The organism is Pararhizobium sp., from assembly GCF_965279435.1.
In the GTDB taxonomy this organism is placed as follows: domain Bacteria; phylum Pseudomonadota; class Alphaproteobacteria; order Rhizobiales; family Rhizobiaceae; genus Pararhizobium.
Window position 1 is genome coordinate 2,846,337 of the sequence record NZ_CBDIHY010000003.1, and the last position, 15,015, is coordinate 2,861,351.

Here is a 15,015-nt window from a genome sequence, read left to right on the forward strand (position 1 = left end):
TGTTTTCGCCTGCCGCCAGGGGTAAAACTCAAGACATGCAATGGAGCGATCAGGCCATCATCATCGGCGTCAAGCGGCTCGGGGAAACCTCCGTCGTCGCAGAGGTGATGACGCGGGCGCGCGGCCGCCATCTCGGGCTGGTGCGCGGCGGCCGGTCGCGGACGATGCAGCCGGTGCTGCAACCCGGTAACGAGGTCGAGGTCACCTGGCGGGCACGGCTCGATGAGCATCTGGGCGAATTCAGAATAGAGCCGGTGCGGCTTCGTGCAGCGCGGTTGATGGAGGCGGCAACCTCGGTCTATGGTGTCCAGGCCATGGGCGCGCTTTTAAGGCTTCTGCCCGAGCGCGATCCGCATCCGCATCTCTATGAAGCGCTCGATATCATCCTCGAAAACCTGCACGATCCCAGCGACGCCGGGGAATTGTTCGTGCGCTTCGAAATCGCCGTTTTGAACGATCTCGGCTTTGGCCTTGACCTTGCGGAATGCGCCGCGACCGGCACGCGCGACGATCTCATCTATGTTTCGCCGAAATCCGGCCGCGCCGTCAGCCGTGCGGCAGGCGCGCCCTATGCCGACAAGATGCTGGCATTGCCCGGATTTCTGGCCGAAGGTGGTGCGGCCGACTATGACAGTTTGGCTGCCGCCTTCCGCATGACCGCATTCTTTCTCCACCGCCACGTCTATGAGCCGCGCGGCATCGGCCTTTCGACCGCGCGCGACGGTTTCGTCCAGGCCGCACTCAAGGCTTTGAAACCGCAAAGTGCTGCAGTCCCTCCATAAGGAATCCCGAAAGCATGACCGTCGAACTCTATCCCGGAATGACCGTGTCCGGCATCGGCACGGTGCCGCTTGCGGCTGTTGCGCGCGATGGCGGCCTGAAGGCGATGCGCGATCTTCTGGCGGGTGTGCATCCCGCACCCCCGATGGCAGCCACGCTCAAATTCGGATTGACTGAAGTCGAGGAGGGCAGGGTCGTGTTCGCGGGCCTGCCATCCGTCGAGCATCTCAATCCGCTTGGTACCGTGCATGGCGGCTGGGCGGCGACAATCATGGATTCGGCGCTTGGCTGTGCGGTCATGACGACGTTGAAGCCGGGCGAAGCCTATACGACCGTCGAATTCAAGGTCAATCTGGTTCGCCCATTGCTGCCCGGCATGGGGGAGGTGTTTTGCGAAGGCAAGATCGTCCATCGCGGCCGGACGCTGGCAACCTCGGAAGCATGGCTGAAGGACAAGAATGGCAAGCTACTGGCCCACGGCACGGAAACCTGCGCGATCTTCCCGATCGAAAACCTGATGCGGTAGGTGGCGACTGGCCGATCACGGCTCGTGCCGATCTCTCAAGCGCGATATGTCAGCTGCGCTTTCCAAGCGCTCCAAAAGGCAAATCGCGTTCGCGATCCCCTGTTTTACCGTTCTCCCAGACGTGAATGCCGCCACGTTGTGTAGAGGCGAGAATAATCTGGTGAAGATATTGCTGCCCTGAGACGTCTTAATTTGGCCTTCGGTTGAAAAGCTGTATGGTTTGAATGATTGCGCCGATATCGGCCCGGGGAAGAAACATGATCGAAGTCATTGCTTTCGTTGCTTTTGGTCTGGCGCTTGCAGCGCTTCTCAACGGACGCAAGACAACCGAAAGGCTGGACGCCGAGATTGCCGCGCTGAAGGAGGATTTGGCGCAGTTTCAGGCATTTCGTCCGGTTGCCCCTCCGGTCACCGATACGGCTGTGGAGGCCGCCGATCAGCCGGAGGCGCCAGAAAGTGTTCTGGAACCGCTGGACAGGATGCCGGCGCAAACGCTGCGTGAAGCGGAAATCAACAAAGGCGATGCCATCTTCGGCGGTCCACCGCCAAACCAGGATGCCGTTGAAAAAGCCTCGCGTGGTGAGCCTGTGGCGGCGCGCGCTGCCGGGGTAACCACCATCGATGCCGTTGCTCCCCGGCAGAAGGAAAGTCTTGAAAGCCGCCTCGGCGCGCGCTGGGCCGTCTGGGTCGGCGGTATCGCGCTGGCGCTCGGCGGCATCTTCATGGTCAAGTATTCGATCGATGCCGGGCTGCTCAGCCCGGCCGTGCGGCTGTCGATGGCGGCGGTGTTCGGCCTCGTTCTGTTGGCTGTCGGCGAGTTCGTCCGTCGCCGCGCCGTGCCGCTGGTTGCCGATGCATTCCAGAACGCGATGATCCCCGGCATCTTGACCGCAGCAGGCGCCGTCACCCTGTTCGGTGTGTGCTACGCCGCCCACGGCGTCTACGGTTACATCGGGCCGGTCACGGCCTTCGTGCTGCTCGCCTTGGTATCGCTTGCCACCGTCGGCCTGTCGCTGCTGCACGGTCAGGCTCTGGCCGGGCTCGGCCTGCTTGCCTCGCTGATCACCCCGGCGCTGATCTCGTCTGAAAGCCCCAGCCCCTGGACCCTGTTCGGGTTCCTCGCCATCGCCTGGATCGCCACACTTTTTGCAGCGCGCATCCGCCGCTGGACGGTCGTGCCGTCAATGGCCAATATCGGCCTCTGCCTCTGGACACTCGCCTATATCGCCTCCTCGGCGCCGTTCGAAACGCGGCCGGTGACCCTTCTCATGCTTGTGATGATCGCCGGCATCGCCTTCGTCTGGCCTGGACGTGAGGCCGATACCATCGGCCGCGAGCCGACAGAAGCGGACCAGCCACTGGCGGCGCGCATGGCCTGGGAACACACGATGACGCCGCCTTTCGTCGCGATCACGGTGACAGCCGGAATTTCCGCTCTCCTGACGGCGCTGGCGATGATCAGCCCACTCGCCACCGCGTCCGGTTATCCGGTCATCGAATTCTGCCTGATCGTGACGGCTTTGGCTGCACTCGGTGCCACGCGCAGCTTTGCCGTCTATCCCACCATCTTCTCGGCGCTTGTCGCTGTGATAGGCGTCTGGAGCATGACCGCGCTCAGCGGCCTTCTGACCTTCATCGATCCGACAATACCCGGTCATATCGTAACGTTTGCGGTGTCCGGCCATACCGCAATGCTGGCCAGCATGGTGCTGTCCTGCGTCTTCATTGCTCTGGGGGCTCTTGCCATTCATCTGCATGGCAACGATCGTCCGGCGCTGGCAACGATCTGGGCCGCCGTTACCGCTGTTGTCCCCATCGCACTGGTCGGCATGTCGCTGCTGATGACCGGCAATTTGACATTCGATCTGCCGCACGGGTTGTTTGCGCTGGCGGCGGGCCTTGCTCTCCTCGGCCTCACCGAGTGGTTTTCGCGTCGCAAAACCCTTGATGACGGTTTTGATCTGCCACAGGCGTTTCTGATCGCCGGCTCGCTCGGCCTTTTCGTCATCGCCCTGCATGCCCTGACCGATGGTCTGGCAACCACGATCCTGATCGCACTTCTCGGCGCAGCCTATGTCGCGGCAACGCGCCTGCGGTCTTGGCCGGCACTGCCCTGGATGATGGTCGGTGCTGCCATCGCAGTGCTTGCCCGCATCGCCTGGGAGCCAACCATCGTCGGTCCGCTCCACCTTGGTAAAACGCCTGTCTTCAATGCGCTTCTCGCCGGCTATGGCATTCCGGCGCTGCTTTTGGTCCTCTCGGCCTTCGAGCTGCGCCGCTGGCCAGACCTTCGGGTGCGCAATCTGCTGCAGGCGCTTGCCAGCCTGTTCGTGCTGCTGACCGTCGCCATTCTCGTGCGCCATGCCATGAACGGCGGCGTGCTCGACAGCGCGGTGCCGACGCTTGGTGAACAGTCGATCTACACGCTGCTTGCCATCGGTGCCTCCGGCATCATGATGACGCTCGATCGCAAGTCTCCAAGCCCGATCTTTCGCTATGGCAGCATGGTGATCGGCGTCCTGTCGATCCTGTCGATCCTCGGCGCCCATCTGATCGGGCTCAATCCCTATTTCAGTGGCGAACTGCTCGGCTCGATCCCGCTCGTTGATCTGCTGCTGATCGGCTATCTGCTGCCGGGGCTCGGTTATGCCGGTCTCGCCTGGTATGCGCGTGGCAAACGGCCGGTGCCTTATGTCACGGTGCTTGCCGTTGCTGCTGCCGTGCTGGTGTTTGCCTGGGCAACGCTGTCGGTCCGCCGCTTCTGGCAGGGGCAGAATATTGCCGACTGGAAGGGGTTCCTGCAGGGCGAGACCTATACCTACTCGGTCGTCTGGCTGCTGCTTGGCGTCCTGTTGTTGGTGCTCGGCTCGCGCTTCAACGCCAAGAGCATCCGGATCGCCTCGGCGGTGCTGGTCTTCGTGTCGGTGCTGAAAGTCTTTCTGATCGACATGGCCAATCTCGAAGGCTTTTTGCGCGCGCTTTCGTTTATCGGGCTCGGTGCTGTGCTGATTGGTATCGGGTTGTTCTACCAGAAAATCCTGTCCGGCAAGGCGGGCGCCGAGCCGCCGCAGGTGCCAACGGTGGACATTGACCCACCCCCGTCTAAACAAGCTGACGAATCGGGTTCCAAGGGTTTCTCTGCATGGGTTTGATATGAGCCACACCGCCTCTCTTGCCGCCGCCTTTGCGCCTCACCAGGCCCTTGCGGAACAATTGCTGCCTTATGCCGTCTCCGGCAATGACGGCTCGCATGATGCCGCCCATCTGATCCGGGTGTGGAAGAACGCACTGCGCATCCATGGCTCGGAAGGCGGAGATCTGCGCATCATCGCCGCCGCCGTGCTGCTGCATGATTGTGTTTCGGTGGAAAAGAATTCGCCCGATCGTGCCCACGCCTCCCGCCTTGCCGCCGAGAAGGCGTTCGAGGTTCTCGATGCACTCGGCTGGCGAACGATGGAGATAACGGCGGTCGCCCATGCAATCATCACGCACAGCTTTTCCGCCAATATTCCTCCGGAAAGCCTCGAGGCAAAAATCCTGCAGGATGCGGACCGGCTCGATGCGATCGGCATGATCGGCGCAGCCCGCTGCTTCTACATTGCCGGGCGGATGGGGAGCGGCCTTTATGATCCGCTCGATCCGCTGGCAGAAGATCGGCCGCTCGATGACAAGGCCTTTGCCATTGACCATTTCGAGACAAAACTGTTCAAACTGACGGACGGTTTCCAGACGGCGGCGGGCCGGGCACTTGCCCGCCAAAGGCAGGAGCGGCTGCGCGCCGTGCTTGGCATGCTGATCGAGGAAATCTAGCCAAAACAATGTCTTGCCGGGACTGGCGGAATCAATCTGCAATGCTCTTGAATCACAATCTGAATGCCTGGGAGTGACGACATGAAGGTGACGGGTCTCAATATTCACCCGCTGAAGAGCGGCCGCGCCATCGCGCAGACGTCGGTTTCCATCCATCACGATGGTCTGGCCGGAGACCGCCGTTTCATGCTGGTCGACCCCGATGGAAAATTCATCACCCAGCGCGAACTGCAGCTTTTGGCGCAGGTCGAGGCCACCCATATGGCCGGGGGCGTGCATCTGAAAATGGGCACGCGCACAGCAACGGTATCCTTCGATCCTGCCAGACGGCTGGATGTCCGCGTCTGGGATAGCGCGGTCAATGCCGCCGTTTCCGAGGACCGTACCGACGCCACGCTTTCGGATTGGTTCGGCCGGCCCGTCCGATTGGTGCATATGGATGATCAGGCCCGGCGCGCCGTTGGCGAGGAATGGGCAGGCAAGGCAGCACCTGTCGGTTTCGCCGATGGCTTTCCGGTGCTGATCACCACCACCGCGTCGCTTGCCGATCTCAACGTCACGCTGATTGCCAAGGGGCAGGAGCCGGTCGGCATGGACCGCTTCCGCACCAATATCCTGATCGACAATGACGAGCCCTGGGAAGAGGACTTTTGGGAAAGCGTCGAGATCGGCGGCATTACCTTCGATCTCGTCAAGCCCTGCGCCCGCTGCATCATGACGACACAGGACCAGGTGACCGGCGAGCGCATCGGCGGCAACCCGATCCAGGGGCTAGCCGAAAAGCGCATGTCGGCCGACCGCCGCGTGCCCGGCGTCCTGTTCGGCTGGAACGCCGTGCCGCGCTCCGAAGGCACCATCAATCTCGGCGACGGGATGCGGATCGTCACAGCGCGGCAAGACCGCTGGCCGATGAAGATCAGGGCGTAATCCCGGTCAGATTGAAGAGTACCTTGGACGCTGCAACGCGTCGTCGATCGCGTCCATCGTCGATGCGGACAGCGGACCTTTGTCCAGCGCCCCGGCATTTTCCTCGACCTGTTTGACCGTGCGAAAACCGGGGATCGGCAGTGTGTTTGGCGAGCGCGCCCAGAGCCACGCCAATGCGCCCTGCGCCAGCGTCCGGCCCTCGGTCTGCAGCAGGTCGCGGATCGTGTCGAGCCGCCGCGTAAATTCCGGAGCAACCACGCCGTCGCGGAAATAGTGCAGCCAGTCGAAATCGGCGCTGCGCACATCGTTTGCCGCCAGCCGGTCGCCCGGTTTGAACTTGCCGGACAACAGCCCCATCGCCAGCGGGCCACGATTGATCGAAATGAGGTCCGTCTGTTCCACCAGCGCGATCATCCCGTCTGCCGGTTCGAGCACGTTCATCGTGTGCTGCACCGAATGAAAGCCGGCGCGTCCGGCAAAACGCGCCGCCCGTTCCGGCCAGTCCGTGCTCCAGCCGTACGCAGCGATCTTGCCCTCGGCCCACAGATTATCGAGCGTGGCAAAGACGGTATCGGCCTCGACCGGATCGAATTCGTTGAGATGGAACTGCAACAGGTCGATCCGCTCGCGCTTCAGCCGTGTCAGTGACGTCTCTACCGAAGCGCGGATGAATTCCGGTGAGGCGAAGGCGCCGGTCGCCTGTTTTGTCAAAGGATCGGTGGCAAAGCCGAATTTCGTTGCGACGACGATATCGGGTTGCCCCATCAGCGCTTCGCCCAGGACCTCTTCGGAATGACCGGCACCATAATTCGACGCCGTATCGAAGAAGCGGATGCCGAGTTCGATGGCGCGGTGGATCGCCCGGATCGATTCCGCGTCATCGACGTCGCCCCAGCCGAGCGGCACATCGCCGGCATAAAAGGGGCCGCCGATTGCCCAGCAGCCCATGCCGAGACGCGGAATAGTGCGTCCCTCCCAGAGTGTGATGCTGGCCGGTTTCGTCCTGTCGAGCATGCGAGCCTCCGCGTGATTTCGGCCGGAACCGTAGCAGCGGCTCGCCCGCCACCATACAGGCAGTCTTGCAGGGTATTTTTCATCAGTGAAATACCCTGCAGCCGGCGTTGCTATGTCCAGCTCTTCAGACCGAGCAGTTTTTCACCGAGATCGCTCAGCGTTGCGGTCTTGGCATTCTGCCTTTCCCACTCGCGCGGGTCGCCGGGAAAGGCATCGCGGTGGGGATGGTCAAGGTCCCGCCAGAGCCGGATGCGCTCCTGCTTTTCGGCTTCGTTGCTCTCCTCGGCCGGATGCATCGAGATATATTGCGCCATCCGCACGCGGTCGCCGGAATGATTGGGCCGAACGCCATGCGCCAGCAGCGAATTGAAGATCAAGAGATCGCCGGGCTCCATCTCGATATTGATGACATCGAGCCCGGCCGTGTCCGGATGCATCGGGTCGCGGTCAGTGGACTGGGTTTTCACCCATTGCTGATGATGTTCGAAGAGCCACGGAATGCACTGGAACCCGCCGACATCGCCATCCTGCTTCTTCAGGCTCAAAACGCCCTGCACACCGACCGGTAGCGGTTCGATCGAGGTATCGACATCCCAGTGGATGAAGCCGTTCGGATTGCCCTTGATCCGCCTCGGCGGATTGAGGTTTGCCCGGTCGATCGTCACCCAGAGGTCCTCGCGGTCCCAGATATCGACGAAGGCGCCGTAGACCCGCGGCTCCTGGCGGTTGTCCCAGAGAAGCTGATGATTGTAGATCTCCAGCATGCCGGTGTTGTTGAGTTCCTTCATCTTGTGCTCGCGGCGCTGCGTCGCATACCAGGTCTCAGGATTGGCCGGGTCTTTTTCGTCGAACTGCCAGAGCAGATCGACCAGCCGCTCGACATTGGCCATCGGCACGGCCTGGCGCACGATGACATAGCCACGGGTGATCCAGTGCTGCCAATCGGCCTGCGATAGCACCTGCAATGGCAAGGTCTTCCGGATATCCTTCAGCTGGGTCTCGACCGCACTGGTGGTCGGGTGGCTGTCTTTCTTGGCTACGGTCTGCATGGCGGCTTCCTCTGGTCCACGATGTGTTTCGATAAGGACAGAATAGCGGTCTCTGGACCGCCGTGTTGCATCAATGGGGCCAATTCTGATACTATTCTGGCGTTGAACTTTAAAAAGATGCGTGAATGAAGCCACATCTCGAACGCCTACGGCCCTCCGCCGATTCCTCCTGGTCGATGCTCAACCGCCGCCTGGACGACGGCATTCCGTTCCAATGGCACCATCATCCCGAGCTGGAGCTCACCCTGACGCTCAACTCGCGCGGCGAACGCTTCATCGGCGATCATATCGGGGCATACGACGACGGCGATCTCGTGCTGGTCGGCTCCAACCTGCCGCACACATGGTGTTCGGCCGAAAAGATCGATGCCGACAGGCCGCATGTGGCGCTGGTCCTGTGGTTCCGTCCGGACTGGGTGGAGGCGCTGGATGCGACCTTCACGGAACTTGCCGCTGCCCGCCGCATGCTGACTGCTGCAAGTGCCGGCCTGAAATTCTCCGCGGACTTTGCGGCGCGGGCACGGCCGCTGATCGAGGCGGCGTTCACGCAAGCGCCGGAAGACCGGCTGCTCAGCGCCATCCGCATCCTGACGCTGCTTGCCCGCGATGTGGAGGCAAAGCCCTTGTCGAGCACGCTGGCGGTGCCAACGGCCGGGCAGGGGGATCGCGCCCGTCTCGATCGGGTGCTCGATCATATCCACCTGAACTATGCGGAAAGCCTACCGGTCGCGGTGCTGGCCGGCATCGCCGCGCTCAGCCCGTCCGGCCTCCACCGTCTGTTTGGCCGCCATCTGCAGACGACGATATCGGACTATGTGATGCGCCTGCGGATCGGTGAAGCCTGCGCGCTGTTGTCGGGGACCGACCGGCCGATTGCCCATATTGCCGGCGACGTGGGTTATGCCTCGCTTGCCAATTTCAATCGCCAGTTCAAGGTCTTGAAGCTGCGCACACCACGGGACTACCGCCACAGTTTCCGTGTGCGCCGCTGAACAATGGCTTTCATCCATCAATGTGGCTGATCCGAACGTCATTTTATTTCGCTTTTTTAGCACGATGCCACAGCGTAGATTGCCGCTTCAATCACACGGAGTCGCTGAATGTCCGCCGTTACCACCGCTTCCGCCACGCGGGCGCCTGTCGCCAGTCCCGGTCTGCCCTGGGCGATCATCATTGCCGGCTCCCTCATTGCTGTTCTGACCTTCGGGCCGCGCTCGGCCATGGGCTTCTTCCAGTTGCCGATGCTGGCCGATACCGGCTGGGACCGCACCACGTTCGGTCTGGCCATGGCCTTCCAGAATCTCGCCTGGGGCGTCAGCCAGCCGTTTTTCGGGGCGATCGCCGATAAATACGGCTCTTGGCGGGTGCTGGCCTTTTCCGGCCTCGTCTATGCCGGTGGCCTGATCATCATGGCCTTTGCCGATGCGCCGATCTGGCTGCATATCGGCGGCGGCGTCATGGTCGGGCTTGGGGTCGGCTCCGGCTCCTTTGGCATCCTGCTGTCGGCCTTCGCCCGCAATGTCACGCCCGAGCAGCGCTCGATGGCCTTCGGCATCTGCACGGCAGCCGGTTCGGCTGGCATGTTCCTGTTTGCGCCGCTGAGCCAGGGCCTGATTTCGGCTTTCGGTTGGTCGGACAGCCTGCTCTATATGAGCGCGCTGATGCTGCTTGTGCCGTTGTTTGCCATCCCGCTGCGCGGCAATTCGTCGTCCGGTAGCCAGAAGGAAGTTCAGTACAAGCAGTCGATCGCCGAAGCGCTGAAGGAAGCACTCGGCCACAAGAGCTATCTTTTGCTGGTCACCGGCTTTTTCGTCTGCGGCTATCAGGTGGCTTTCATCACCGCGCATTTCCCGGCTTATATCGGTGATATCGGCATCGATGCCCGTTATGCGGTGATCGCGCTCGCCCTGATCGGCTTCTTCAACATCATCGGCTCGCTGGCCGCCGGCTTCATCGGTCAGCGTTATTCAAAGCCCTATTTCCTGGCTTGGATCTATATCGCTCGCTCGATCGTCGTCTCCGCGTTCCTGCTCCTGCCGCAGTCTCCGACATCGGTGATCATCTTTGCCGCCGTCATGGGTCTGCTCTGGCTATCGACCGTGCCGCCAACAAACGGCCTTGTCGCCATCATGTTCGGCACGCGCCATCTTGGCCTGCTCGGCGGCATCGTCTTCCTGTCGCATCAGGTCGGCTCGTTTCTCGGTGTCTGGATGGGCGGCTATCTCTATGACCATTTCGGCTCCTATGATCCGGTCTGGTGGCTGGGCGTGGTCCTCGGCATCTTCGCCGCCATCGTCCATTGGCCGATCGAGGAAAAGGCCGTTGCCCGCCCGGCCATGGCCTGAGACCCGCTATTTCTTGCCCTCCCACAGAAATAGCGGAAGGGCATTCTTGAAAACCGTCACAAAACTTTCTAAATCTCATCCACCGGCAGTGCCGGTTTTGTTTTGATCCTATTATGCTCATATTGAGCAAAATAGGTCTGCCGCCGGAGGGGCGGCAAGAGGAGCAGTTCGATGACCATCGCACAGTCCAATGCGGCCCTGCAGGCTTCCGGCGCGGTAAAGACCGCCGCCGAGCGTTTCGGCATCCTTGAGCGGCCGGACCTGACGTTCACGCCGGAGATCGCCCGCGAGACGGCGCATCTCTACGAGCGCGTCAAGCAGTTCGTCCCCGCTTTCGAATGGCCGGTCTATGCCCCCTATGTGCATGCCATCAACCGGCTGAAGAAGGAGCGCGGCGCGGTTATCCTCGCCCATAATTACCAGACACCGGATATCTTCCACTGTGTTGCCGATATTGTCGGCGACAGCCTGCAGCTGGCGCGCGACGCCACTAAGGTCGATGCCGAGATTATCATCCAGTGCGGCGTGCATTTCATGGCCGAGACCTCCAAGCTCCTCAACCCGGAAAAGACCGTGCTGATCCCGGATGGCAAGGCTGGTTGCTCGCTGTCGGAATCGATCACCGGCGCCGATGTGCGGCTGCTGAAACAGCGTTATCCCGGCGTGCCGGTCGTCACCTATGTCAACACGTCTGCCGACGTGAAGGCCGAGACTGATATCTGCTGCACCTCGTCCAATGTGCTGGCCATCATTGAAAGTCTGGAGAGCGATACGGTTCTCTGTATCCCCGATGAATATCTGGCGATGAACGTCGCCAAGCAGACGAACAAGAAGATCCTCACCTGGAAGGGCCATTGCGAGGTGCATGAGCGCTTCACCGCGGCCGAACTGCTGGCCTACAAGGAAGCCGATCCCACTATCGAGATCATCGGTCATCCGGAATGCCACCCGGATGTCATCGCCGTCTGCGATTTTGCCGGTTCCACCGCCGGCATGATCAACTACGTCAAGGACAAGCGCCCGCCGCGCGTGCTGCTGGTCACCGAATGCTCGATGGCCTCCAACATTCAGGCCGAGATTACCGGCGTCGATTTCATCAAGCCGTGCAATCTCTGTCCGCACATGAAGCGCATCACGCTGCCGAAGATCCTCGACAGCCTGTTGTTCATGACGGAGGAAGTCCTGGTCGACCCGGCAATCGCCGGCCGCGCCAGACTTGCCGTCGAGCGGATGGTGAATTTGAAGCAGTAGAGGGGCTAGTCCCTCCCCCTTGTGGGGAGGGGTTGGGGAGGGGACTTTCTTTTTAAATAAGGAAACCCCTCCCGGCCCTGCGGGCCACCCTCCCCACAAGGGGGAGGGAAGTGCCAGTCTGGAGGAGGAAGAGCATGCTGACCGATCATTTCCGCCCACAGTCCTTCAACGGCATTGACGATATCGTCATCGTCGGTGGCGGTCTTGCCGGGCTTTTTTGCGCGCTGAAACTTAGCCCGCGTCCTGTCACCATTCTGGCTGCGGCCCCGATCGGTCATGGTGCCTCGTCCGCCTGGGCGCAGGGCGGCATCGCCGCTGCCATGGGGCTCGGCGATACCATCGACAAACACGTTACAGATACGCTGATTGCTGGTGCCGGTATCGTCGATGAAAAAATGACGCGGCTGATGGTGGCCGAAGGTCCTGCACGCATCCATGATCTGCTCGGCTATGGCGTGCCGTTCGACCGTGACCTTGAGGGCAAGCTGCTGTTGTCGCGCGAGGCCGCCCACTCCGAGCGCCGCATCGTTCGCGTCAAGGGCGATATGGCCGGCAAGGCGATCATGGAAGCCTTGATCGCGGCCGTGCGCAACACGCCGTCGATCCGGGTGCTGGAAGGTTATGTCGTTGAGGAACTGGTGCGCCAGGGCCGCTTCATCTCCGGCGTCATCGCCCGCCCGGATGCCGGCCAGTCGAAAAAGCGCGTGTCGTTCCCGGCGCGCGCCGTGGTGCTCTGCTCGGGCGGTGTCGGCCATCTCTTCTCGGTCACCACCAATCCGACCGAAGCCTGCGGGCAGGGCGTCGGCATGGCCGCCCGCGCCGGTGCCATCATTGCCGATCCGGAATTTATCCAGTTCCACCCGACGGCGATCAACATCGGCCGCGATCCCGCACCCTTGGCAACCGAAGCGCTGCGCGGCGACGGCGCCCACCTGATCAATTCTGCCGGAAAACGCTTCATGCTGGATATCCATCCGGACGGCGAACTGGCACCCCGCGACATCGTTTCGCGCGGTGTGTTTGCTGAAGTACAGGCCGGGCGCGGCGCATTCCTCGATTGCACCAAGGCAGTCGGCGCACATTTCCCCGAGGCATTCCCGACCGTCTATGCCTCCTGCATGTCGGCAGGCATCGATCCTGTGACGCAGCCGATCCCGGTTGTCCCGGCCGTGCACTATCATATGGGCGGCGTGCTGACCGATGCGGAAGGCCGCACCTCGATCGATGGCCTCTGGGCTGCGGGCGAGGTGACCTCCACCGGCGTCCACGGCGCCAACCGGCTCGCTTCCAATTCGCTGCTCGAAGCCGTAGTCTTTGCGGCCCGCATTGCCGAAAACATCAAGGGCATGCTGCCGGAACCGATGATCACCGATTGGGGCGCCAATGCCGGTGAGAACGACGATCCGGTGACCTTGGAAGACAGCCCGCCATTGACGGCGCTGCGCCATATCATGAGCGATCATGTCGGCGTCATCCGCTCACGCGATACGCTGGTCAAAGCGATCCGGGCGATCGCCAACCTGGAACGCCAGAACACCCGGCTGCGCTTCGGCAATATCGTCACCGCAGCCAAGCTGATCACCACCGGCGCCTATCTGCGCACCGAAAGCCGGGGCGGCCATTTCCGCTCCGATTGCCCGGAGCCAAGGCCGGAATGGAAGCACCGGACATTCCTGACACTCGCCGAGGCCGACCGGGTCGTCGCCGAGGTGACGGAAACGGAGAGTGTCTAAAGCCGTCTGCCAACCCGGTCACTCCGTCACCCTCGGGCTTGACCCGAGGGTCCAGAGACGGGCTGCATGGATCCTCGGCTCAAGGCCGAGGATGACGATTGGAGGCGTTGGTTTGAAAAACCGAACCTTTCCTACCTACATTTTCTGAGGAACCCCAATGACCCCCACCGCCCTTCGCCCCGAACTGCCCGCCCTGATGGTCGAGGATCAGGTGCGCGCAGCCCTTCTCGAAGATCTCGGCCGCGCCGGCGACATCACCACCTATGCGACGATTGCCCCTGACCGGACTGCGACTGCCGAAATGAACGCCCGCGAAACCGGCGTAATTGCCGGAATGGAACTCGCCCGCACCGCTTTCCGCCTGATCGATCCGGCTATCCGCTTCGAGGCGCTGGTGACAGACGGGGACCGGATCGCGCCCGGCACGGCACTGGCGCGCATTTCCGGCCCGGCTCGTGGCCTGCTGTCGGCCGAGCGCGTGGCGCTGAATTTCCTCATGCATCTCTGCGGTGTCGCCACCTACACCTCGAAATTCGCTGCCGAAATCGCCCATACCAGTGCAAAAGTCTGCTGCACGCGAAAAACCATTCCCGGCCTGCGGGCGCTGGAAAAATACGCGGTGCGCCTCGGTGGCGGCTCCAACCATCGCTATGGCCTCGATGATGCGATCCTGATCAAGGACAATCATATCGCCGTCTCCGGCGGCGTTGCTTCCGCCGTCCATGCCGCACGCGCCTATTGCGGTCATCTCGTCAAGATCGAAGTCGAAGTCGATGGGCTCGACCAGATGCGCCAGGCGCTGACCGCCAGCCCGGATGTGATCCTGCTCGACAATATGGGGCCGGATCTGCTCAGCCAAGCCGTGGCCATCAACGCCGCCCATTGGCAACTCTCAGCTGAGACCTATCCCACCGATCCGCGCCGGACCAAGCTGGAGGCCTCCGGCAATGTCAATTTCCAGACCATCCGCGCCATCGCCGAGACCGGCGTCGATTATATCTCGACCTCGAAGATCACCATGGCCGCACCGACACTGGATATCGGGCTGGACGTGGTGATCGGCTGATACAACGTCAGACCTCAGCGGTGTGACGGCGTTTCCATTCGTCGGCAACATCGCCCATCGTCTTTGCCGCGCCGTCCTTGATCCAGGCCATCAAGGCACGGTCGAAGGCAAAACCGTCGCCGCATTCCGCTGTTAGAAAACGGCGAACGTTTTGCGTGTTGCGATAGGTCCGGGTAACCGCCGTATCGCGACTGATTGGATCGGCGTGCCAGTCGAAACCCGTCATCTCTCGTTTCCTATCGTTGCAGCACAAACGGGCAGACCACGCGTGCGCCGATCGTCAGCGTCTTGCCGCAGTCGTAGCGGCAGGTCTTGAATTGCCCGTTCAGGTCTTCGCTGGTCAGATTGCATTGGGCGATCGCCGGTTGGCCGGTGCTGCCGTTGCCATCGAAATAGTCGGGAATGGCCGGTTTATCCTCCGGTGCCGTCAGAACGGTACCGGCGAGGAGAAGAGCGATCATCTTCATCGGTTCGTTTCCTTTGTCACCACCTATTCAGCCCAGCGCCTGTGAAT

At 61.8% G+C, this 15,015-nt stretch carries 14 protein-coding genes; 10 read left to right on the plus strand and 4 right to left on the minus strand.

Translation table 11 applies throughout. The features are described 5' to 3' along the window. Positions 1-35: 35 nt before the first annotated feature. The 5 genes from recO (at position 36) to ACQY8Q_RS19440 (ending at position 6,043) form a co-directional block, all read left to right on the plus strand. Positions 36-782: a DNA repair protein RecO gene (gene recO, locus ACQY8Q_RS19420; RefSeq protein ID WP_428428065.1), complete on the plus strand. Its 747-nt coding sequence runs from the start codon at positions 36-38 to the stop codon at positions 780-782. Positions 783-796: 14 nt separating this feature from the next. Next, positions 797-1,306 carry a PaaI family thioesterase gene (locus ACQY8Q_RS19425; RefSeq protein ID WP_428428066.1) on the plus strand — a complete coding sequence of 170 codons (510 nt, stop codon included), beginning with the start codon at positions 797-799 and terminating at the stop codon, positions 1,304-1,306. 257 nt (positions 1,307-1,563) lie between these two features. Then, on the plus strand, positions 1,564-4,458 hold the full coding sequence (locus ACQY8Q_RS19430) for a DUF2339 domain-containing protein (protein WP_428428067.1): 2,895 nt from the start codon (positions 1,564-1,566) through the stop codon (positions 4,456-4,458). Between the two features lies 1 nt (position 4,459). Beyond that, a complete protein-coding gene (locus ACQY8Q_RS19435) occupies positions 4,460-5,116 on the plus strand; it encodes an HD domain-containing protein (RefSeq protein WP_428428068.1) in 657 nt (218 codons plus the stop codon). A gap of 81 nt (positions 5,117-5,197) precedes the next feature. Continuing rightward, positions 5,198-6,043 (plus strand): MOSC domain-containing protein, encoded by an 846-nt coding sequence (locus ACQY8Q_RS19440; protein WP_428428069.1) that lies wholly within the window; start codon positions 5,198-5,200, stop codon positions 6,041-6,043. Positions 6,044-6,049: 6 nt separating this feature from the next. On the opposite strand, the gene ACQY8Q_RS19445 is transcribed toward ACQY8Q_RS19440, so the two are convergent. Further along, positions 6,050-7,057, minus strand: a complete 1,008-nt coding sequence (locus ACQY8Q_RS19445) for an aldo/keto reductase (RefSeq protein WP_428428070.1) — start codon at positions 7,055-7,057, stop codon at positions 6,050-6,052. Positions 7,058-7,167: 110 nt separating this feature from the next. Next, a complete protein-coding gene (locus ACQY8Q_RS19450; protein WP_428428071.1) occupies positions 7,168-8,106 on the minus strand; it encodes a phytanoyl-CoA dioxygenase family protein in 939 nt (312 codons plus the stop codon). A gap of 125 nt (positions 8,107-8,231) precedes the next feature. On the opposite strand from ACQY8Q_RS19450, the gene ACQY8Q_RS19455 reads away from it, so the two are divergent. The 5 genes from ACQY8Q_RS19455 to nadC all read left to right on the plus strand — a co-directional run bounded on the left by ACQY8Q_RS19455 (position 8,232) and on the right by nadC (position 14,501). Then, positions 8,232-9,098 carry a helix-turn-helix domain-containing protein gene (locus ACQY8Q_RS19455; RefSeq protein WP_428428072.1) on the plus strand — a complete coding sequence of 289 codons (867 nt, stop codon included), beginning with the start codon at positions 8,232-8,234 and terminating at the stop codon, positions 9,096-9,098. A gap of 108 nt (positions 9,099-9,206) precedes the next feature. Next, positions 9,207-10,451, plus strand: a complete 1,245-nt coding sequence (locus ACQY8Q_RS19460; RefSeq protein WP_428428073.1) for an MFS transporter — start codon at positions 9,207-9,209, stop codon at positions 10,449-10,451. Between the two features lie 171 nt (positions 10,452-10,622). Continuing rightward, positions 10,623-11,702, plus strand: coding sequence for a quinolinate synthase NadA (nadA, locus tag ACQY8Q_RS19465; protein ID WP_428428074.1), 1,080 nt, complete (start codon positions 10,623-10,625; stop codon positions 11,700-11,702). A 134-nt stretch (positions 11,703-11,836) separates the two neighbouring features. Next, positions 11,837-13,435 (plus strand): L-aspartate oxidase, encoded by a 1,599-nt coding sequence (locus ACQY8Q_RS19470; protein ID WP_428428075.1) that lies wholly within the window; start codon positions 11,837-11,839, stop codon positions 13,433-13,435. Positions 13,436-13,592: 157 nt separating this feature from the next. Then, complete coding sequence (nadC, locus tag ACQY8Q_RS19475; RefSeq protein WP_428428076.1) at positions 13,593-14,501, plus strand: carboxylating nicotinate-nucleotide diphosphorylase; 909 nt, start codon at positions 13,593-13,595, stop codon at positions 14,499-14,501. 7 nt (positions 14,502-14,508) lie between these two features. Here the strand turns inward: nadC and ACQY8Q_RS19480 are convergent, their stop codons facing one another. Next, positions 14,509-14,727, minus strand: coding sequence for a DUF6434 domain-containing protein (locus ACQY8Q_RS19480; RefSeq protein ID WP_428428077.1), 219 nt, complete (start codon positions 14,725-14,727; stop codon positions 14,509-14,511). A gap of 10 nt (positions 14,728-14,737) precedes the next feature. Further along, positions 14,738-14,968, minus strand: coding sequence for a hypothetical protein (locus ACQY8Q_RS19485; protein WP_428428078.1), 231 nt, complete (start codon positions 14,966-14,968; stop codon positions 14,738-14,740). Positions 14,969-15,015: the final 47 nt, after the last annotated feature.

What these genes read in the sequence shown, in the direction of transcription:
- nadC (WP_428428076.1), top strand. Translation starts at nt 13,593, where the DNA reads ATGACCCCCACCGCCCTTCGCCCCGAACTGCCCGCCCTGATGGTCGAG.
- nadA (WP_428428074.1), top strand. Translation starts at nt 10,623, where the DNA reads ATGACCATCGCACAGTCCAATGCGGCCCTGCAGGCTTCCGGCGCGGTA.
- ACQY8Q_RS19445 (WP_428428070.1), bottom strand. Translation starts at nt 7,057, where the DNA reads ATGCTCGACAGGACGAAACCGGCCAGCATCACACTCTGGGAGGGACGC.
- ACQY8Q_RS19435 (WP_428428068.1), top strand. Translation starts at nt 4,460, where the DNA reads ATGAGCCACACCGCCTCTCTTGCCGCCGCCTTTGCGCCTCACCAGGCC.
- ACQY8Q_RS19455 (WP_428428072.1), top strand. Translation starts at nt 8,232, where the DNA reads ATGAAGCCACATCTCGAACGCCTACGGCCCTCCGCCGATTCCTCCTGG.
- ACQY8Q_RS19430 (WP_428428067.1), top strand. Translation starts at nt 1,564, where the DNA reads ATGATCGAAGTCATTGCTTTCGTTGCTTTTGGTCTGGCGCTTGCAGCG.
- ACQY8Q_RS19470 (WP_428428075.1), top strand. Translation starts at nt 11,837, where the DNA reads ATGCTGACCGATCATTTCCGCCCACAGTCCTTCAACGGCATTGACGAT.
- ACQY8Q_RS19425 (WP_428428066.1), top strand. Translation starts at nt 797, where the DNA reads ATGACCGTCGAACTCTATCCCGGAATGACCGTGTCCGGCATCGGCACG.
- recO (WP_428428065.1), top strand. Translation starts at nt 36, where the DNA reads ATGCAATGGAGCGATCAGGCCATCATCATCGGCGTCAAGCGGCTCGGG.
- ACQY8Q_RS19460 (WP_428428073.1), top strand. Translation starts at nt 9,207, where the DNA reads ATGTCCGCCGTTACCACCGCTTCCGCCACGCGGGCGCCTGTCGCCAGT.
- ACQY8Q_RS19450 (WP_428428071.1), bottom strand. Translation starts at nt 8,106, where the DNA reads ATGCAGACCGTAGCCAAGAAAGACAGCCACCCGACCACCAGTGCGGTC.
- ACQY8Q_RS19480 (WP_428428077.1), bottom strand. Translation starts at nt 14,727, where the DNA reads ATGACGGGTTTCGACTGGCACGCCGATCCAATCAGTCGCGATACGGCG.
- ACQY8Q_RS19440 (WP_428428069.1), top strand. Translation starts at nt 5,198, where the DNA reads ATGAAGGTGACGGGTCTCAATATTCACCCGCTGAAGAGCGGCCGCGCC.
- ACQY8Q_RS19485 (WP_428428078.1), bottom strand. Translation starts at nt 14,968, where the DNA reads ATGAAGATGATCGCTCTTCTCCTCGCCGGTACCGTTCTGACGGCACCG.